This window comes from Halocatena salina (assembly GCF_023115355.1).
Taxonomy (GTDB): Archaea; Halobacteriota; Halobacteria; order Halobacteriales; family Haloarculaceae; genus Halocatena; species Halocatena salina.
This window is the reverse complement of record NZ_CP096019.1, coordinates 1,732,619-1,751,868: the sequence shown is the minus strand read 5'-3', so window position 1 is coordinate 1,751,868 and position 19,250 is coordinate 1,732,619. Positions and strand designations below refer to the sequence as shown.

The window sequence follows — 19,250 nt, the reverse complement described above, 5'->3', positions numbered from 1 at the left end:
CCACTGACCCTATCGAAGGCACCGATCATCAACGGAATCGATCACACACAGTCAATCCACGCGAACCAACAAACCATGAGTCAGGCAACACAGGAGCAGACCGTCAGCGATGACGGCGTTATCGAAAGCGTGAGCGGTCCAGTCGTGACCGCCACGGACCTCGACGCCCGGATGAACGACGTCGTGTACGTCGGTGAAGAAGGGCTAATGGGCGAGGTTATCGAGATCGAAGGCAACATAACGACGATTCAGGTGTATGAGGAAACCTCGGCCGTATCCCCCGGCGAGCCGGTGACGAACACTGGCGAGCCGTTGACGGTGGATCTCGGACCGGGAATGCTCGACACCATCTACGACGGCGTCCAACGGCCCCTCGACGTGCTCGAAGACCAAATGGGCGCGTTCCTCGACCGCGGGGTTGATGCGCCCGGTATCGACCTCGAAAAAACGTGGGAGTTCACACCGTCGGTCGAAGTCGGTGACGAGGTCGGACCCGGCGACGTCGTCGGAACGGTCGACGAGACGATCAGCATCGAGCACAAGGTGCTCGTTCCCCCGGATTTCGAGGGCGGTGAAGTCGAATCGATCGAAGCGGGATCGTTCACCGTCACGGAGGCGGTCACCACGCTCGATTCGGGTGAGGAGGTCACGATGCACCAAGAATGGCCGGTGCGTGAGGCTCGCCCGACCGTCGAAAAACAGACACCCACCACGCCGCTGGTGTCGGGCCAACGAATCCTCGATGGGCTGTTCCCGCTGGCGAAAGGCGGGACGGCCGCGATCCCGGGACCCTTCGGCTCGGGGAAAACCGTCACCCAACAGTCGCTGGCGAAGTTCGCAGACGCCGACATCGTGGTCTACGTCGGCTGTGGGGAGCGGGGCAACGAGATGACCGAGGTCATCGACGACTTCCCCGAGCTACCGGACCCCCAGACCGGCAACCCCCTGATGGCCCGGACGTGCCTTATCGCTAACACCTCGAACATGCCCGTCGCGGCCCGGGAATCATGTGTGTACACCGGCATCACCATCGCGGAGTACTACCGCGACATGGGGTACGACGTGGCGCTGATGGCGGATTCGACCTCGCGGTGGGCTGAAGCCATGCGTGAGATCAGCTCGCGGCTCGAAGAAATGCCCGGCGAGGAGGGCTATCCCGCGTATCTCGCCGCGCGTTTGTCAGCGTTCTACGAGCGTGCTGGCTACTTCGAGAACGTGAACGGCTCCGAGGGATCCATCTCGGTGATCGGGGCGGTTTCCCCGCCCGGTGGTGACTTCTCAGAACCCGTCACACAGAACACGCTGCGCATCGTCAAGACGTTCTGGGCGCTCGATGCTGATCTCGCAGAGCGTCGTCACTTCCCGGCGATCAACTGGGACGAATCGTACTCGCTGTACCGCAGTCAGTTGGATCCGTGGTTTGAGAACGAGATCGCGGACGACTGGTCGGAGACGCGTCAGTGGGCGATCAACACGCTGGACGAGGAATCGGAACTTCAAGAGATCGTCCAGCTCGTCGGAAAGGACGCACTGCCGGAAGACCAGCAGCTTACCCTCGAGGTGGCTCGTTACCTCCGAGAAGCATGGCTCCAGCAGAACGCGTTCCACGACGTGGACCGGTACTGTCCGCCGGAGAAAACCTACCAGATCCTCACGGCGATCAAGGCGTTCAACGACGAGGCGTTTGAGGCGCTGGACGCCGGGGTGCCCGTCGACGAGATCACCTCAGTCGACGCGGTCCCGCGTTTGAATCGTATCGCAACCACTCCCGACGAGGAGGCCGCGGAGTTCGTCTCCGACCTCACCGACGAGATCACGAGCCAACTTCGAGAGAAATACTGACATGAAAGAGTATCAAACGATCACGGAGATCAGCGGTCCGCTGGTGTTCGTAGAGACGGACGAACCGATCGGCTACGATGAGATGGTCGAGATCGAAACACCGTCCGGTGAGACCCGCCGCGGACAGGTGCTCGAAGCAGCCAGCGATCACGTAGCGATTCAGGTGTTCGAGGGGACTGACGGCATCGATCGAGATTCGTCAGTTCGCTTTTTGGGTGAGACGCTTAAAATGCCCGTCACCGAGGATCTTCTCGGTCGGGTGCTCGATGGCTCCGGACAGCCGATCGACGGTGGGCCGGACATCGTTCCCGACGAACGTCACGACATCATCGGTTCCGCGATCAACCCGACCGCGCGGGAGTACCCTGAGGAGTTCATCCAGACGGGAGTTTCAGCGATCGACGGCATGAACACGCTTGTTCGCGGCCAGAAGCTGCCGATCTTCTCGGCATCAGGGCTGCCACACAACGAGCTGGCGCTCCAGATCGCCCGACAGGCGACCGTGCCAGAAGAGGCCGCTGACGAAGACGAGGAAGAATCGGAGTTCGCCGTGGTGTTCGGCGCGATGGGGATCACCGCAGAGGAGGCAAACGAGTTCATGGACGACTTCGAGCGCACGGGTGCGCTGGAACGCTCGGTGGTGTTCATGAATCTGGCCGACGATCCGGCAGTCGAGCGGACGATCACGCCGCGTCTGGTGTTGACGACCGCGGAGTATCTCGCCTTCGAGAAGGATTACCACGTGCTCGTCATCCTGACGGACATGACCAACTACTGCGAAGCGCTGCGTGAGATCGGCGCGGCCCGCGAGGAGGTTCCCGGTCGTCGTGGCTATCCGGGATACATGTACACTGATCTGGCGGAGCTGTACGAGCGCGCCGGCCGCATCGACGGCCGGGAGGGATCGGTAACCCAGATCCCGATTCTGACGATGCCCGGTGACGACGAGACCCATCCGATCCCGGATCTGACCGGCTACATCACGGAGGGACAGATCTACATCGATCGGGATCTCCAGTCACAGGATATCAGCCCACCGATCAACGTGTTACCCAGCCTCTCGCGGCTGATGGACGACGGGATCGGAGAGGGGCTCACGCGCGAAGATCACGCGGACGTTTCCGATCAGTTGTATGCGGCCTACGCGGAGGGTGAGGATCTGCGCGATCTCGTGAACATCGTTGGCCGCGAGGCGCTGTCAGAAAGCGACAACCAGTATCTCGACTTCGCCGAACGGTTCGAAACCGAGTTCGTCGATCAAGGGTTCACTACTGATCGGGACATCGACGAGACGCTCGATATCGCGTGGGATCTGCTGTCGATGCTCCCTCGGTCCGAACTCAACCGGATCGGCGAGGACCTCCTCGAAGAGTACTACACTGACGACGAAGAGCAAGAACCAGTCGAAGCCACTGCGGACTAACCTAACGCACAGTCGTTTCCGATCTCCGTTTCCGATCTACTTTAGTTGATGAGTGATACTATTAGAATATGGAATGGTCTCGTGATCGAGGACTCGTCCTCCGGATGGCGGTGACGCTCGCGCTGCTCGGCGTCGTGGCGTGTGTCTTTTTCGGTATCGTGTACGGAGTCGTGGTCGTGTTCCTCCTCGGGATCGAAGTACACGGACTACTTCCAGCCGGAAGCAGCGTCTGGCTCGGTTTCCTCGTAACTGGACTCGTAGTCGGTCCCATTGTGTACTGGGAGTACGCCCGCGATCCGCTCGCGCTCCGGTTCGTCAAGACAGTTCCCCGACAGCCGGTATCGGAACGGCCGGACTTACTCCAACGAACCGTCGAACAGCTGGCCCACCACGCTGATCTTCCCGTCCCGACGGTGGTCGTTGCGGAATCGGAATTCCCAACGGCGTACACGAGCGGGCTGACGCCCGACCGGGCGACGATTGTCGTTACGAGCGCCCTCCTCGACACGCTCGACGCAACAGAGCGACGAGCGGTGCTCGCCCACGAACTCGCCCACATCAAACACCGCGACGTGGCGGTTATGACCGTTGCATCCGTGCCACTCGAAATGGCACGATCGATCAAGGGATGGGCAGACAGCAAACGGTACCGGTCGGGAGGAGCAAGCGCGTGGTACGTCGTTTCTGGTGTGTTTTGGATGCTCGGACGGCTCCTGATCCGAGCGCTCTCGCGCTACCGGGAGTTGGCAGCGGATCGAGGGGCCGTCACGCTCACCGGTTCCCCTGTGGCGTTAGCCAGTGCCATCACGAAACTCAGCAAACAACGCGGAGACATCCCCTCCGAAGATTTCCGGAGAAAACGGGGATCAAGCGAAGCGTTTTCGATCGTTCCCATCGACACTCCGGTCCGCGAACCCGTACGGATCGGGCCACGTGGTGAAAGACTGCCGCTCCACCACTGGTATATGTATTCTGTTCGGAAGCTAACGGCGTCCCTGACCAATACTCATCCACCGCTCGACTACCGCTTGGAACGGCTCCGAGAGATCGAAACGGAGCTGTAGAGGAGATCACAACCGTTCACGATCACGAGAAACATCCGCCCGTGAAATGGTCGGCTCGATACCGCTACTCCTGTCGTTTGAATAGGAACTTCATATCTCCCGCGAACACCTGTTCGTCGTCCTGGTTTCTGACGTCAGAATCGATGACCACCAGTCCGGCGTCGTTCCGGCTCTCCAGTTCGCGCCGATCGGTCACCTCAAACGTCGCCGTGAGCGTGTCACCGATAGTGACCGGGTTCGGGACGTCCATGTAGTTCATGCCCAGAAACGCGATCACGGTTCGTTCGACGAACCCACACCGTTGGACCAGCCCCGTGGCGATGATAAACGTCATCGGTCCGTGAGCAATGCGCTCGCCGTACGGTCCCTCCTCGGCATATTCGGCGTTCGTGTGGAGTTCGGTCCAATCGCCGGTGAGCATCGAATGCATCACGAAATCCGACTCGGTGATCGTCCGGCCCGCGCTCTCGAACGTCGTCCCCTCCGTCATCTCTTCGAAGTAATGGGGTTCGTAACTGTACGGCATAGCTCTATATCAAAACTCAACGATAAGTATGTATCGGACAGTAGAGCTCTGCGCGGCTCGTCAGCGTTACAGTTGGCCCTCGCCGGAAGTGACGAGATTGATGCAGACAGAAGAGGGCAGGCAAGCTGACGAACACGACCGCGAGCCACTGACCGAGAGCTCCTGATCGTCGGTCGCTGTGTAACCACTTGCTATGGCACCTAAAACAGCTCGACGTATATCTCATGGATAGCTGGGAATCTCTTCGGTTATCTCGGTCGAGAGCTGAATTCCTCGCGACGAAAAGATGGTGAGTAAATAGTAGTAATTATATGTTTATCGTACCTAAACTATATGTGAGCTCCCCATACGAAAGTCCGGTGCTGAGATATGGAATAGGTCTCAGTAGCGCTGCGATACTTGTGATCTTCGCGTTGTATTTTTTTGAAGGAACAGCGAGACTGATCGTATTAGGAATGGCAGTCATCGAAGCCGTGCTTATCCCACAATTCTTGAAGATGGCTGCCAATGAGTCGGTACAGTGAGGGACTCGTTCGAAGCTCCTGACTGTGTTTTGGTACCGCAGAATGGTGTGGTGGTGTACCGGAACTGATCGTGAACCACGGTATTCAGGGACGTCTTCGAGAGACCGAACGGAATCGGAGAGATCCAAGAGTGGCGGACGTTCGTTGAGCGTGATGGAACAACGTGGTCTTACTCGCTCTACCGTCCACTGTCGACGGTGACGTCCGGAAGCGTGTTCACACCAAGATCACGTGCCGGACGAAAACGTCACTCGAGCACGCCAGCGTGGAGTAAAGTCGGGCTGGAACCGCAGCAGGGGGTGGTTACTATCCGGTGTACTCGTGGTAACTGAGTTCGTGTTGTTTCATTTCGGTGCGCCGGCGTTCGAGGAACGCATACACCGAACCGTGCGGTGCCCCATCGAGGATCATCTCGGCGGCGCGACGGACGGCTTTCACCTCCTTGGGACGGCCGATGATACCGAGCGTCGTACCGTAGATGACGACCGACGCACCGGTGAGTTCCTCCATCAGTTCGCGTGTACGCCCGTCCTCACCGATGAGCCGACCCTTCTGTCGGCGAAGATCGTTCTTGTTTCGCGAAGCGGCGTCGATATCAACGACCTCGAACATCATCACGTCATTGTCGAGCAGTCGCAGGGCCTCCTTGGGACGGAACCCCCGTCCGATCGCCTTGACGATCTCCGGTCCCTTCAACCCGAGTACCGGGTCTCCGACTGTCTCGACGGCGACCGAACCGGTTTCTGAATCGATGTCGAGCCGAACCTCGGCCTTCGACTCGATCTCCCGCATCGTTTCACCGCCCTCACCGACGAGCACGCCGATGCGGTCCTGCGGAATCGTCACGTGCTGCATAGTTGTTGTAGTAGGGGATCACGTTTTAACCATTCGGTGGAATTACTGGCGCGGTGTGTCTTTGTACTTGTTTGCTGTCAGAGTAGTTACCAGCATCATACATGATGGAGAATATTATATCCGCGTGCTGGGACTGATCGGCTGCTCCCGAATCGAGATCAGAGAGGTCAGTCGTACGCCGTGAACGGGGCGGCGTCAGGAGTCTCCTCGTCGTGGACGACGTGCTCTAACAGTTCGTCGCCAGTCACGTCCACACCGAGCTGTGAGAAAAAGCGCGCGACGTTTTGACAGTCCCGTTTGAGGAACTCCCGGCTGTTTGGATGGTGGATAGTCACTGCCTGTCCCAGATCGATGACGTACAGCTCGCTGTCGTGAATGACGATGTTGTACTCGCTCAAATCGCCGTGTACCAGTCCGGCAGCGTACAGCCGTCGGGTGTATTCCCGGACGACTTCGTAGGCAGTCTGTGGATTCTCGATCTCTACCTCCGCGAGCCGCAGCGCTCGCGTATCGTTGCCGGCGTACTCCATTACCAGTACGTTGCGCTCGGTCGTGATCGGCTCCGGGACGCGCACGCCAGCTTCGTACGCCCGTTGTAAGTTCGAAAATTCTTTTTTCACCCACGACAGCACGACTTTTTTCTTATCGTTTCCGATCCCGGAAAACCGAGGATCGCCGTCGAGATACGCCCGCATCTGTTGGAAATCACTCGCATTGATGCGATAGATTTTGACCGCGACCGTCCTCGAATCCACCCGTGCGGTGTACACCGACGCTTCCTTGCCCGTCGAAACCGGTCCTCCAAAGGCGTCGATGTAGCCGTCCTGAACGAGTTTGTAGATCGCTGCAAACGTTGCGTCGTCGAACACCGACGCCTCCACTTTGAACTGATCGGCGTCCTTGATGCGTTTACGGAACGAAAGAAACTCCCGGTCTTGTTTCCGGGCGATACGATCGGACTCCGTGTCCGATACGTCGATTTCCTCCCACTCATCGCCAGGAGCACCGCTCATCTCCGTGTCGAGGAGCCCATATTCATCAGTCATGCGTTACCTCCCCCCTGTTCGACGAAACGGTGGTAAAAAGCCGGGGTAAGTGTCTCCGATAAACGCAGCGAATGGGAGCCAGTGAGAACACGGTTCCCTCACGAGGCTCGTTTACGCGATCAGCGCTCGTACACACCCGAGCGCGACAAAATGGGTGGAAAGTCATATTACATTTCCTGAATATGACCCTCCCGGCGGAGTTGATCGGCGTCTTGTTTGTCGTAGCGCCACGCGACATCGGCCTTTTCGTCCTGCCAATCCCACGGCTCGACGAGTACGACGTCATCTTCTCGGATCCAGATGCGTTTTTGCATCCGTCCCGGAATACGTGCCGTGCGTTCTTTTCCGTCCATACAGCGTACTCGCACTCGGTTCGCGCCAAGCATGTTCGTCACGACTGCAAACACTTCGTCCTCGTCAGGCATTCGCAAACTCTTGTGGCTCTCACTATCGCTCATGTTCCGTCTTTCGGCTGGCGGACGGTTAAGTCTCTCCCATCGCAGGGATCCCATTCATCGGACGGTCGCACCACACCACGTGTCAGAACGAGAGATACAGAAAAGGGCATGCCCGTGAAGATCCGGTGTATGATATACTACACCAATGATTTATACTGATGTAACTGATGAGTACAGTTAGAATGAGAGCAGTGGTCTTTCAAGGCCCGGAAGAACCGATGACGGTCGAAGATGTCGATCGTCCAGAGTGTGATGACGACGGGATCGTCGTCGAAACCGAGGCCTGTGGTGTCTGTCGCTCGGATTGGCACGCATGGAAAGGCGATTGGGATTGGCTCGGGTTGATGATGACGCCCGGCCTGATCTTCGGCCACGAACCGTGTGGCACTGTCGTCGAAGTCGGCGAAGAAGTCGAGAGCATCCGGGAGGGAGACCGCGTTACTGCCCCATTCAACATGAGCGATGGTACCTGCCGCCACTGTATGAGCGGTCGAGCGAACATCTGTGAACGATCCGTTCCGATGGGCTTTCTGGATTTTCAGCCCGGTGCGTACGCAGAGGAGTTCCCGGTGCGCGTCGCCGATCAGAACGCGATCACGGTGCCGGACGGACTCGATCCGGTCGACATCGCCGGACTCGGCTGTCGGTTTGCGACCGCATTTCACGGCGTTGCACACCGGGTAGACGTCGAACCCGGTGACACGGTTGCAGTGCATGGGTGTGGTGGTGTCGGTCTGTCAGCCATCATGACCGCGAACGCACTCGGGGGTCGGGTCATCGCCGTCGATCTCGACGACCGAAGTCTCGAAATGGCTGAACAGGTCGGCGCAGAAGAGACGATCAACGCCACCGAAGTCAAGGATGTGCCACAAACGGTCAAATCGTTCACGCCGAGTAGCCGCGGCGTGGAGGTGAGCGTCGACGCGCTGGGCATCACAGAAACGTGCCGGAACTCAGTTAACTCGCTCTGTAAAGGCGGGCAGCACCTCCAAATCGGGATGACCACTGCAGATGAAGGAGGAGAGGTACCGTTGCCAGTCGATATGATGGTCCAAGACGAGCGGGAGTTTTACGGGTCGTACGGAATGCCGCCACACGAATACGACGAGATATTCAGCATGATGGAATCCGGAGCGATCGATCCCGGACAGATCGTCAACGAAACGATCTCGCTGGATGAAGTCCCGGAGAAGGTCGCCTCAATGGACGAATTCGACACCGTCGGAATCCCTGTCTGTAACGAATTCTGAGACGGGCACTGGCACGGGCGTATCTGAGGGTTTATGGCGTGTTCGCCTGTTAGCGTGGATATGATCGATCGACTCGGTCGTATCGGAATCGTCGGGGTGATTATCATCGTTGCCGGACTGGCACTCACGGCACTTGTCGATCCTCTGATCGCTGGAGGAATCGCACTCGTACTTGTGGGAACGGCACTCGTCGTTCGGGGTGTGATCGGCTACGCGCTCGAGGCGATGGGAATGAGTGGGATGCTGTGAGTGTCAACCACTGGTCGGTTCACCGCGTTCCGGTTCGTGGTTCGCGCGGTGTTCGCTGATGAGCTTGTCAACGAGTTCCGACTTTTGGGATCGTCTGCGATCGCGGGCGCGTTCGTGCCATTCGTCGACGGCGGCCGATATCTCCCGTTCGCGCGCAACCGCTAGCTCGTCGATCTCTTGGATAGTCACCACCTCGGCGGGCGCGATCGGGATGTCGTGATCGAACAGCACCTCATCAGCGACATCGCTCAATCCGCCTTGTCGGAGGACGAGACGGGGTTCACAGTCGGCCAGCCGTTGTGCAGTGCTTTTTCCCGCTCCGCTAGCGTCCCGAAGGAGGATCACGTCGTCAGGGATCAGTCCGTACTGCTCGTCCGCGCGCTCGATCGCCCGCATGGTGAACTGATCGACGGTTTTCACCGGGACGAGACCCTGTTTCTCTTCAGAGACGTCTGCGAAATTAGAATGATCGATCTTCCAGAGCTCTTTGAGCCGTTCGAGTTTGCTATCGAGAGTGTCGATTTCCTCGCTTTGGCGTTCGATCGTCTGCTGGTGCTGTTCTGTTTTGCGCTCAAGTCGCGTGACCGCTTCGTTTTTACGGGCTTTCCGCCGTTCAGCGCGCCGGGCATCGCTCAGTTCTCGTTCGTACTCCGCGATGCGCTCGTCTTTCGAGTCGATCGTCTCTTCGAGCGTTTCGATGTGTGATTCGAGCCGCTCGATGCGTTCGTTCAGCCGTTTGATCTCTTTCTCTTCGGGCGAGCGTTCGGGGGACTCGTCGGTCGTATCCGTATCCGAAGATCCTTCGTCGTCTGTGAGATCGGCAACGACGGTTTCGACCGATTCCTCGCCTGCAACCACCCGTGCAGTAACCGCTCCTCGATCCAATCGTGCCGGGATCTTCTGCGCGATCCGTTCGAACTGATCTTCGTGGTCGTCGAACGCAAACAGCGCTGCGGCCATCGCGTCCCGTTCGTGGTCGTTGTCGTAGCTGTTCTCCCGCGTTCGGTGTTGTTTGCGATCGATAGGGAGATCTCGTTCAGGCGTCCACGCGGCGGCGTCGAAGCTCCGACGGATCTTTTCGACCGTCTCAGGGATCGGAGTCACGTCGGCAGCCACGACGATCGGCCGCCCGCGCTCGATGATCCATTCGATGACGTCAGCGGTGTCGCCGGTGCGCGTCGAGGACACGTCCAACACGGTGCCCCCGAGTCCGACGATAGCGATGCCGGTCGTCGTTCCGGGATCGATTCCGACGAGAACGTGGTCCCGTCGCTTGGCAAGCGGCTGGTACTCGATGCCATCGCGTCGTTCTCGTTCGATCTCGATGCGAACGTCGCCTGAACGCATCCGCGAGACGGGAAGCTCGTCGGGACGGCTCTCGACGGTGAACACCGCCCGGGAGAGACCGCCGTACTTCTCGGTTCGGTCCACCTCGAAATCGAGTCCGGCGTCTCGTAGGTCCGATTCGACATCCCGAGCAGTGGTTTTGACCGCGCCGTGAATCCGTCGGGTGTACCGATCCTCACTCCAGCCACCGTTGCCGGTCGATCGGCCGCGGGCGACCTTGACGGTCGTCGTATCTGAGAACGCACGCACCTCCTGTCCGACGTTTGCAGCCGCGAGACGCGCGGCGGCCTCTGCTTCCTTCATCGGCTTTTTCCCGTAGGGAACGCCGTGTCTGGAGGCGACCCGAGAGAGCGGTTCGGGTCGTTGGGCACCGGTGACCTGTACCAGCTTCGTTCCGGCCGGAAGCTCACGGAGCAACCGAACGAGGGCGTCTTTGTCCGCCGCCAGCTCGTAGGTGTTGTCCGTCGCAACGATGGCCGGCTCCTCGCGGTCGATCAGCCGGCGGAGTTTTCGAAACGACACCACATCACGGTCGATCTGTTCGCCGTCGAACGCGACGACAGCATACGAGGGCGCATCACCACGCACGTCGCCACTCTGGATGTCGACCCCGAACACGACCGCGTCGAGTGCACTCGCGCGGGTATTCACACCGTTCGCTATGCACACGGCGGACATAAATCCATGGCGCGACGCAACACTCGAATTTTAACGGGTCCCCATCCCGTTGGCCCGAGAAAACGCTAGCGTTCTCGTATCCGAACGTTACGAGTTCAGACAGACAGTCTTGGACCCGAATCCAGATCAGATTTCAACGAGTGTGTTCAATAACAAACTACGTTGGACCGAAACGCTCCTCGAAACGGCTTCGAACGCCGATCAGTAGATTTTCGTACCACCCACACCCTTCACGCTGGCTGTGAGTCCACGTCGTATCCCGACACCTCACCATCCGAGACCGCTCGATCATCGCTCCGTTCGGGGATGAGCCGTCGTTTCGAGTTGTAGACGACAAGCAGGCTGCTCACCGCCATGGCAGCGGCGGCAAGCAGCGGCGTGATCAGTCCGGCGATGGCGATCGGGATGGCGACCGCGTTGTACAGTCCAGCCCAAACGAGATTGTGTTTGATCCGCTGGCGGGTCGCGCTGGCCAGCTCGAAGATCGTCGGAACCGACGTCAATTGATCGTCCATGATGACCGCATCGGCGGCGTCGATCGCCAGCTCGGTGCCGCTGGCCACGGCGATCCCCAGATCAGCGCTGGCTAACGCAGGGGCGTCGTTGGTGCCGTCGCCGACCATCGTCGTCGTACCCCGCTCACACAGCCCGCCGACGATGGCCCGCTTCGATTCCGGACGCACACCAGCAAAGAGGTGATCGACCGAATCGTGCTCACCGAAGCGCCGCGCCAGCCGCTCGTCGTCACCTGTCAACACGACGATCTCCCGATCGTCCTCGGCCAACTCGCTCACGACCATCTCCCAGTCATTACGTGGGGTGTCGTGCACGGTGATAACGCCGCGAACGGTGCCGTTCCAGCCGACTGCTGTGGGATGGACGCCCGACTGATAGGCCGTCTCGACGGCGTCCTGTACGGTATCGGGAATCGTCCACTCCTTGGTATCGAAGGTGTCGGGATGACCTACGACCACGCACACGTCGTCGACGAGGGCAGAGACTGCGCGTTCATCGCGCTCGAACCCGCTGACCGACCGGTCGGGCGTCGGAGGCGCTGCCTCGTCGATCGCCGCGGCGAGTGGATGGCTCGCCCGACGTTCGACGGCAGCCGCTCGGGCGAGGATCTCCGATGGCTGCTCACCGATCACGTCAGCAACGCTCATTTCGCCCGTGGTGAGCGTGCCCGTCTTGTCGAACACGACGATGTCCGAATCGTCGATCCGTTCGAGAACGGAGTCGTTGAGGACGAGAATGCCGTCCGATGAGGCGTCACGAGTTCCGGCCGACAGCGCAAGTGGGGTTGCAATCCCGAGCGAACACGGGCAGGAGATCACCAGCACCGACACCCCGATCATCACGGCCGTGCTAACGGGAGCACCACTCAGCAACCACCCCCCGGTGGTACCGGCCGCCAGCAAGAGGACGAGGGGAACGAACACGACCGCAAACCGATTGACGAGTCGTTGTGTTCCCGAATCGCTGCTTTTGGTGTTCCAGAGGAGTTCGATGAGCCGATCGATCGTGCTGGTTCCGTCGGGACCAACTTCGAGAACCACTGTGCTGTCAGTCAGCACTGACCCGCCGAGCACACGGTCGCCGACGGTCTTGGTTTGCGGGATCGACTCGCCCGTGATGAGCGATTCATCGACGGCGGCCGTCCCGTCGACGATCGTTCCATCGATCGGTACGCGTTCGCCGGGTTTGACGAGCAGCCGATCGCCGGCCGTACACGCCTCCACGGAGATCGTTTCGGTGGTTCCATCCTCGGCAAGGCGGTGGGCATCAGTCACCCGGGATTCAGTGAGAGAGGATCGGTTCCCCAGCGCCGTTCGTTTGATCCGTGACTCGACGTGATTCCCGACGGTCACGACAACGAGCACCATGACCGCAACGTCGAAATAGGGATGACGACCGCCCATCACGTACGTCGCTATCGAGTAGAGATAAGCTGCCCCAACCGCGATCGAGACGAGCACGTCCATGTTAGGTTGGCCGACGCGAAGACTCACGTACGCGCCTCGGAAGATCGGATAGCCCAGTCCGAGCACGATGAGCGTGCTCCACACCGCGAGCGGAGCGAACACCATCGACGCCATGGTTCCCCCATAGAGAAAGCTCTCCTGGTAGATCCCGAGGTTCACCGGATAGATGAACAGCAAATACGGGAACATCACCGGCATAGCAAGTATCACCGAAATGATCGCGCGGTACCGACCGAACTCCAGTCGATTTCTGAGCGAGCTATCCTCCTCGTCGGGCGCGCTGGCGTGATACCCGAGCCGACTCACGGCGTCCGACAGCGATGCTTCCTCGATCGTGTCTGGATCGTACACCAAACGGACCATCTCGGTCGCATAGCTCGCTTCTGCTTCGTAGATGCCGTCGGTTTCCGTCGCGAGCAGTTCGATGAACCCCTCACAGGTTTTACAGTGCATTCCATCGACCGAACGGTACGCTGTCTCCGCATCGTCTGCACCGGACGGAACGGACGAACCAGTCGAGTCCGCAGCAACGCGTTCTCTGATATCGTCGACCGACACCGGAATCGAATCCGCAGCCTCTTCGGACTCCGATTCAGTGTCATCGATCAGTCGGGCGATTTCCCGACAGCCCCGACAGCAAAACCGCTCCGTTCCGTCCGCGGTCTCCTCAGTGATTGGCTGGCCGTCGATTTGTAGATCACACAGTGAACAGGTTGACATGATTGGTGTCAGTGCATCATCTGATCGAGTGGTTGATAGAACGGGATATCAGGCATCGGGAGTTCGATGCCAAAACGCATGAATCCCATCGTGAGTAACACGTAGCCCAGCGCCACGAACAGCACCCCGAGACCTCGGTGAACGACCTGTCGCTGCCGGGAGCTCACTGATTGAATGAGTGTGCCATAGAGGAACACGGTGGGGACAGTGCCGAGACCGAGCGCACCGAGTGCGAGCGCGCCGTACACCGGTGATCCCTGCGCGAAGGCGTACAGGAAAGCAGGATACAGCAGCATACACGGTAACAGCCCGTGAAGCGCACCGAGACCGACGATACCGACGCCGTTTACCCATCGATCGATCCGGGTGGAGATGAGCGTGTAACTCCGGGCGAACAGCGAACCGACACCGGCTTTCGAAACGACCGCTTCGACAGAACCTTGCCGGTAGCCCCCCAGCCGTGTCGCCCCCATGACGATGATCATGCCACCGACGAGGACGCCGACACCGCCCTGTACGGGGGTGATCACGCCCGCGAGGCTGACGGTTTCGTACAACAGCGCGCCGAGCAATCCGAACACGAAACCCAGCGTCGCGTATCCAACCGTCCGCCCGAGATTGAACAACGCGTGTTGGCGGACTTCATACGACGTGAGCGCGCCCTCCCATCGGTCGTCCGTCTCCATTCGCTCGGCGTACGTCGTCACGAGCGGGCCACACATGCCGAGACAGTGCGCTCCGCCGAACAACCCGATCGAAAGGAACACGAGAAGATCGTATTCTCCGCCAACGCTCACCGCGGGAAGCACACCGGGTCCCATCGCTAGAGATTGACCGACGACATCACCAGAATGCAACGCGTTCTGGTTAGCAGCCAGAAGTCGAAGGCCACTGGCGACAGCGAGGGACAGCGGGGTCATTGATTTTGTGGACGTAGGAACGAGTCGCAATTACGCGTTGTGGTTCAACACCCACTTTTTTTGCGGGAGGGTGCGCCTTGCGCACCCTCCCGCAAAAAACCTGGACTAAAAAAAGCCGCGAGCTTCGCTCGCGGTGAGTGACCTGCCCGCACCGCTCCGCGACCGCCTCCGCCGACTCTGTTATTCTCAGTCGTCTGCGTGGACAGCTGGCGGTTCACCGACGACGCATGCGACCTCGGGATACTGCTGGCGCAAGCCATCGAGATCCCCATGCTGGCGATAGTGACAGTACGCCGCCAGCGTCGTGACGAACGTGGCGGGCGCACTCGTTGCGTCCGGTTGTTCAGTCATCTCGGCTGGCTCTCGATCGCTTTTGGGTGTATACACCGACTGGACGATGGTGCCGTCATGCTGTTCGTGGTAGCGCACGCGGCCACCGTTCTCGAACCAGCCAGCGACGACCAGCTCCTTTGCCGCGTCGTAGCGCGTGACGTTCGCAATACCGGGGAGGTCGTCGTACTCCATTTGTGACTGGCCAAGCCCGGCCGTTGCCAGTATCTCCTCGATCTGCGTGGCGTGCGCAGCCCGTACTCCGACAGGGCCGACACCACGTTCCTGTCTCCACATCCACAACGTGGTACAGCTCAGCCTTCGAGATTTTCCCCCGATCCGCCACGGTCGAGAGGTTCACCGACTCGCCAAGCCGATCCCAAAACTGAAATACCGGCAACGTCATCTCGTTTGCCCCACGAGCGCAGTTCCCGCGAGCGTAGCGAAGCGGAGCGAGCGGCTTTTTTTGGTCCTCTCAGATGGACGAAGTCCATCTGGGAGCCTGCAAGAGCTTCGCTCTTGCAATGCAGATTTTTTGCGGGAGGGTGGCGCAGCCACCCGAGCGGAAAATAGGTGTCTGGTCACGTTTCTGATACGATTCGACACCGTTACATGTCTCTGCTTCGTTCCCAGTCATGGGTGTCTCTTGCCGCTGAGAACCCCAGCGTCGGGTGCCTCTTACACCCGGCGCGTTTCAACGAATGCGCACGCCAACGGGCGCACTGGCGTTCTCATTTACTCTTCGTTACCCCATCACGTATAAAGGTACTGATGGAATCAGTAATGTTATTTTGTACTAACAACTGTTTCACCGACGGTTACGTCGTGTCGCACTCGAAACGATCGTCGGACGGACGTTCCCTCGACTTAATTCACAATCGTTTCTGAGCAGAGGTAGTAAGCGGTGCGGAGCGTTGCGGAGGCGGTCGCGGAGCGGTGCGGAGGCGGGAGATGCAAGTGTAGTCACCGCGAGCGCAGCGAGCGGCTTTTTTTAGTCCAGGTTTTTTACGGGAGGGTGCGCCTTGCGCACCCTCCCGTAAAAAAAGTGGGTTTACAGCAACTCACCGGTAGCGACCCGAACGACTGAGCCGCCGACTTCGATGCTGTGTTCGTCCGCGCGCAGATGGAGCAACGACGGGCGACCCATCTCATAGCCCTGTTCGACGCGGAGCGCCACGTCGTCAGTCCCCTGTTCGACCAGATAGCCCGCGAGACAGCCGTTTGCACTACCCGTAGCAGGGTCTTCTGGCACGCCGTGATAGGGAGCGAACATCCGTGCTGCGAGATCGTTGTCGTCGTTGCGTGGCTCATCACAGAAGATGAACACGTTCTTTGCGTCCCTCGATTCGACGAGTGCGTCGTAGGCCGACCGGTCGATGGTGGCGGCTTCGAGCGCACTGCGGTCGGTGAGGGGTACGACGATCGTCGGAAGCCCCGTCGAGACGATCTGAACAGGCTGGTCAGCCGACAGCTCGTTAGTAGACAGCGACAACGCAGCCGCAACCGGTTCTCGATCCAACTGCTCACCGAACTCGGGTTGCTGTTGGCGCATCCAGAGCGTCTCCCGCTCGCCGTCGTGCTCGCTCCGAACCGGAATCGTTCCGACCGGAAGATCAAGGGCGATCTCAGCGTCTCGATCACCATCTTCCGCGGTTCGCTCTCGGAGAACGGCTGCCGTTCCCAGCGTCGGATGGCCAGCAAAGGGGATCTCTTCGGTGGGGGTGAAAATACGCACGTCGTACCCACCGTTGGCGTCAAACGATTCGATGAACGTGGTCTCGGAGTAGTCCATCTCCGCGGCGATCCGTTGCATCGTCTTACTGGACAGCTCACCACGGCTTTCGACCACTGCGAGTTGGTTACCGGCGTATCGGCGCTGGGTAAACACGTCTACGATGTGAAAACGCATACGAAGATTGCTCACCGGATCAGGAAAAGCGTTGATAGCCAATGGGAAGTAGTGTCACACCCCACGACCGGACAGCATTCACTCATCGGGAAACGGAACCTCGATCTCTTGGCCGTCGTCGGGAACGAACGTCTCGCCGTCGAACGCCTCACGGGCCTCGTGTTCGAGTCTATCGACGGCACCGCCGTAGCGGGTCGAGACGTGAACGAGCGCGAGCCGTTTCGCGCCGGCTCGGCTAGCTACGTCTGCTGCCTCTCGGGCGGTGGCGTGATGAGTCTGTTGGGCGCGGGCAGCGTTATCGTCGGCGAACGTCGCGTCGTGAATCAACAGATCGGCGTCTCTAGCCTCCGAAACAGTCACATCCGTCGGTCGGGTGTCCCCCGTGTAGACGAGCCGACGACCGGGACGAGGCGGACCGACGACCTGTTCAGGATGGACGACCGTTCCGTCCTCCAGTTCGACCGAGTTGCCGCTGTGAAGTTCCCCGAACTTCGGGCCGACGGGCACGCCGAGCGCTTCCGCCGTTTCACGGTCGAAGCGCCCCTTTCGCTCGTCTTCGATCAGTGCGTAGCCGACCGACTGGGTGCGGTGGTTGGTTCTGAACGCACGGATCTCGTACTCTTCACCGCGGACGACGACCGATCCAGGACGAGCTTCGTGGACGGACACCGGATACGCGGGATCCGTGCCAGCAACCCCGAGCAACGACTCGATAGCGGGTTTCGTTCCGGGCGGCGTGTGGACCGCGAGCGGTGATTCACGGTCGTTGAAATCCCACGTCTGACACAACCCCGGAAGACCAAGAATATGATCACCGTGGAGATGCGTGAGAAACACGTGTGACACGTCGAATCCCGTTTGATATCGCATCATCTGGCGCTGGGTCCCCTCACCACAGTCGAAGAGAAACCGCTCGCCCGACCGTCGAACCAGTATCGCGCTGGTGTTGCGCTCGGCCGAGGGAATCGCTCCGCTCGTCCCGAGAAACGTCACGTACATACATCTACTGGCCCTGCCCGCCGGATAGCCGCTTCGAAACGCAAAAACCGAACGCCGACCGTCCCGCGATCGAGGAATCGACCGATTCTTACCCGTTTGGATCGAGGGATGGATATGGACGCGCCGCTGTGGATCGAGACCCACCAGCCTACCATCGAATCGCTTCCACAGCAGCAGGTGCGTGATGAACTGTCTCGTGTCGTCGACGAACCGATGAATCTCATCCTCGCTGGACCCAAGGGGGCCGGGAAGACCGCTGCCGTTCGGGCGCTCGCCGCCGAAACCCACGAAGATCCTGCCAACGATCTCATCGAGATCAACGTTGACGACGTGTTCTCTCGGACGAAAACGGAGATCAAAAACGATCCACGGTTCGCGCCGTTTCTCACCGGACGAAGCCGACTCTCGAAACGGGAGATGATCAACCACGTGCTCAAAGAGTCGGCAGGGTATGCCCCCGTCACGGGAACCTACAAGACGATCCTCCTCGATAACGCCGAATCGATCCGCGAGGATTTCCAACAGGCGTTGCGTCGGATCATGGAACAGCACCACCGCACCACCCAGTTCGTCATCACCACTCGTCAGCCCGCAACGCTGATCGGGCCGCTTCGATCGCGGTGTTTCACCGTTCCTGTGCGTGCGCCGACACACGACGAGATCGTGACGGTGCTGGACAAGATGCTTGACGCCGAAGGTGTCGAATACGACGGCGACGGTGTCGAGTACGTTGCTGGCTACGCCAGCGGTGATCTTCGCCGGGCCATCCTCGGTGCTCAAACCACCTTCGAGGAACACGGCGAAGTAACCATGACGGCAGCCTACGAAGCGCTCGGGGAAGTGTTACTCACAGACACCGTCGAAGAAATGCTCAGCGCCGCTGAAGACGGGCAGTTCACTGACGCACGAAACGCGCTCGATGACCTCCTCATTGAGGACGGTTACAGCGGTACGGAGGTGCTGTCGGACGTGCTGTCGGTCGCGCGCTCGCGATACTCGGGGCAAAAACGCGCCGAGATCCACCGTCTCGCCGGGGAAGTGGACGCAGAGCTTACCGAAGGAACGAACGACCGACTCCATCTCGCGCGACTACTGGCCGAACTCGGGCGGAACGGATAGCTCCCAACG

The 19,250-nt window shown here is 59.6% G+C and carries 16 protein-coding genes; 6 read left to right on the top strand and 10 right to left on the bottom strand.

Annotated features, from left to right (window positions below):
- The first annotated feature begins 75 nt into the window (after positions 1-75).
- The 3 genes from MW046_RS08920 to MW046_RS08910 all read left to right on the top strand — a co-directional run bounded on the left by MW046_RS08920 (position 76) and on the right by MW046_RS08910 (position 4,329).
- The gene (locus tag MW046_RS08920; protein ID WP_247992763.1) at positions 76-1,842 is read left to right on the top strand and encodes an ATP synthase subunit A; all 1,767 of its coding nucleotides are present in this window, start codon (positions 76-78) and stop codon (positions 1,840-1,842) included.
- Position 1,843: 1 nt separating this feature from the next.
- On the top strand, positions 1,844-3,265 hold the full coding sequence (locus tag MW046_RS08915; RefSeq protein WP_247992762.1) for an ATP synthase subunit B: 1,422 nt from the start codon (positions 1,844-1,846) through the stop codon (positions 3,263-3,265).
- A gap of 68 nt (positions 3,266-3,333) precedes the next feature.
- Positions 3,334-4,329 carry a M48 family metalloprotease gene (locus MW046_RS08910; protein WP_247992761.1) on the top strand — a complete coding sequence of 332 codons (996 nt, stop codon included), beginning with the start codon at positions 3,334-3,336 and terminating at the stop codon, positions 4,327-4,329.
- Positions 4,330-4,393: 64 nt separating this feature from the next.
- Here MW046_RS08910 and MW046_RS08905 read toward each other — a convergent pair whose 3' ends face one another.
- The 4 genes from MW046_RS08905 to eif1A form a co-directional block, all read right to left on the bottom strand.
- On the bottom strand, positions 4,394-4,855 hold the full coding sequence (locus MW046_RS08905) for a MaoC/PaaZ C-terminal domain-containing protein (protein ID WP_247992760.1): 462 nt from the start codon (positions 4,853-4,855) through the stop codon (positions 4,394-4,396).
- An 830-nt stretch (positions 4,856-5,685) separates the two neighbouring features.
- On the bottom strand, positions 5,686-6,234 hold the full coding sequence (locus MW046_RS08900; RefSeq protein WP_247992759.1) for a KH domain-containing protein: 549 nt from the start codon (positions 6,232-6,234) through the stop codon (positions 5,686-5,688).
- 167 nt (positions 6,235-6,401) lie between these two features.
- Positions 6,402-7,280: a serine/threonine-protein kinase Rio1 gene (rio1, locus tag MW046_RS08895; RefSeq protein WP_247992758.1), complete on the bottom strand. Its 879-nt coding sequence runs from the start codon at positions 7,278-7,280 to the stop codon at positions 6,402-6,404.
- A gap of 167 nt (positions 7,281-7,447) precedes the next feature.
- Positions 7,448-7,738, bottom strand: coding sequence for a translation initiation factor eIF-1A (eif1A, locus tag MW046_RS08890; RefSeq protein ID WP_247992757.1), 291 nt, complete (start codon positions 7,736-7,738; stop codon positions 7,448-7,450).
- 182 nt (positions 7,739-7,920) lie between these two features.
- Here eif1A and MW046_RS08885 point away from each other — a divergent pair, with 182 nt between their 5' ends.
- Positions 7,921-8,988 (top strand): zinc-dependent alcohol dehydrogenase family protein, encoded by a 1,068-nt coding sequence (locus tag MW046_RS08885; protein WP_247994756.1) that lies wholly within the window; start codon positions 7,921-7,923, stop codon positions 8,986-8,988.
- A gap of 60 nt (positions 8,989-9,048) precedes the next feature.
- Entirely contained in the window at positions 9,049-9,237 is a 189-nt protein-coding gene (locus MW046_RS08880; protein WP_247992756.1) for a DUF7470 family protein, read from the top strand.
- A gap of 3 nt (positions 9,238-9,240) precedes the next feature.
- On the opposite strand, the gene MW046_RS08875 is transcribed toward MW046_RS08880, so the two are convergent.
- From MW046_RS08875 to rnz, 6 genes are all read right to left on the bottom strand, one after another.
- Complete coding sequence (locus MW046_RS08875; protein WP_247992755.1) at positions 9,241-11,235, bottom strand: DUF460 domain-containing protein; 1,995 nt, start codon at positions 11,233-11,235, stop codon at positions 9,241-9,243.
- A 257-nt stretch (positions 11,236-11,492) separates the two neighbouring features.
- On the bottom strand, positions 11,493-13,964 hold the full coding sequence (locus MW046_RS08870; RefSeq protein WP_247992754.1) for a heavy metal translocating P-type ATPase: 2,472 nt from the start codon (positions 13,962-13,964) through the stop codon (positions 11,493-11,495).
- A gap of 8 nt (positions 13,965-13,972) precedes the next feature.
- Entirely contained in the window at positions 13,973-14,785 is an 813-nt protein-coding gene (locus MW046_RS08865; RefSeq protein WP_247994755.1) for a sulfite exporter TauE/SafE family protein, read from the bottom strand.
- Positions 14,786-15,070: 285 nt separating this feature from the next.
- A complete protein-coding gene (locus tag MW046_RS08860; protein ID WP_247992753.1) occupies positions 15,071-15,511 on the bottom strand; it encodes a hypothetical protein in 441 nt (146 codons plus the stop codon).
- A 754-nt stretch (positions 15,512-16,265) separates the two neighbouring features.
- Entirely contained in the window at positions 16,266-17,123 is an 858-nt protein-coding gene (locus MW046_RS08855; protein ID WP_247992752.1) for a PhzF family phenazine biosynthesis protein, read from the bottom strand.
- Between the two features lie 78 nt (positions 17,124-17,201).
- Complete coding sequence (gene rnz / locus MW046_RS08850; RefSeq protein WP_247992751.1) at positions 17,202-18,122, bottom strand: ribonuclease Z; 921 nt, start codon at positions 18,120-18,122, stop codon at positions 17,202-17,204.
- Between the two features lie 114 nt (positions 18,123-18,236).
- Here rnz and MW046_RS08845 point away from each other — a divergent pair, with 114 nt between their 5' ends.
- Positions 18,237-19,241 (top strand): AAA family ATPase, encoded by a 1,005-nt coding sequence (locus MW046_RS08845; RefSeq protein WP_247992750.1) that lies wholly within the window; start codon positions 18,237-18,239, stop codon positions 19,239-19,241.
- Positions 19,242-19,250: the final 9 nt, after the last annotated feature.

Coding starts and splice junctions, on each gene's coding strand:
- MW046_RS08920 (WP_247992763.1), top strand. CDS start 76: ATGAGTCAGGCAACACAGGAGCAGACCGTCAGCGATGACGGCGTTATC.
- MW046_RS08915 (WP_247992762.1), top strand. CDS start 1,844: ATGAAAGAGTATCAAACGATCACGGAGATCAGCGGTCCGCTGGTGTTC.
- MW046_RS08910 (WP_247992761.1), top strand. CDS start 3,334: ATGGAATGGTCTCGTGATCGAGGACTCGTCCTCCGGATGGCGGTGACG.
- MW046_RS08905 (WP_247992760.1), bottom strand. CDS start 4,855: ATGCCGTACAGTTACGAACCCCATTACTTCGAAGAGATGACGGAGGGG.
- MW046_RS08900 (WP_247992759.1), bottom strand. CDS start 6,234: ATGCAGCACGTGACGATTCCGCAGGACCGCATCGGCGTGCTCGTCGGT.
- rio1 (WP_247992758.1), bottom strand. CDS start 7,280: ATGACTGATGAATATGGGCTCCTCGACACGGAGATGAGCGGTGCTCCT.
- eif1A (WP_247992757.1), bottom strand. CDS start 7,738: ATGAGCGATAGTGAGAGCCACAAGAGTTTGCGAATGCCTGACGAGGAC.
- MW046_RS08885 (WP_247994756.1), top strand. CDS start 7,921: ATGAGAGCAGTGGTCTTTCAAGGCCCGGAAGAACCGATGACGGTCGAA.
- MW046_RS08880 (WP_247992756.1), top strand. CDS start 9,049: ATGATCGATCGACTCGGTCGTATCGGAATCGTCGGGGTGATTATCATC.
- MW046_RS08870 (WP_247992754.1), bottom strand. CDS start 13,964: ATGTCAACCTGTTCACTGTGTGATCTACAAATCGACGGCCAGCCAATC.
- MW046_RS08865 (WP_247994755.1), bottom strand. CDS start 14,785: ATGGGACCCGGTGTGCTTCCCGCGGTGAGCGTTGGCGGAGAATACGAT.
- MW046_RS08860 (WP_247992753.1), bottom strand. CDS start 15,511: ATGTGGAGACAGGAACGTGGTGTCGGCCCTGTCGGAGTACGGGCTGCG.
- MW046_RS08855 (WP_247992752.1), bottom strand. CDS start 17,123: ATGCGTTTTCACATCGTAGACGTGTTTACCCAGCGCCGATACGCCGGT.
- rnz (WP_247992751.1), bottom strand. CDS start 18,122: ATGTACGTGACGTTTCTCGGGACGAGCGGAGCGATTCCCTCGGCCGAG.
- MW046_RS08845 (WP_247992750.1), top strand. CDS start 18,237: ATGGACGCGCCGCTGTGGATCGAGACCCACCAGCCTACCATCGAATCG.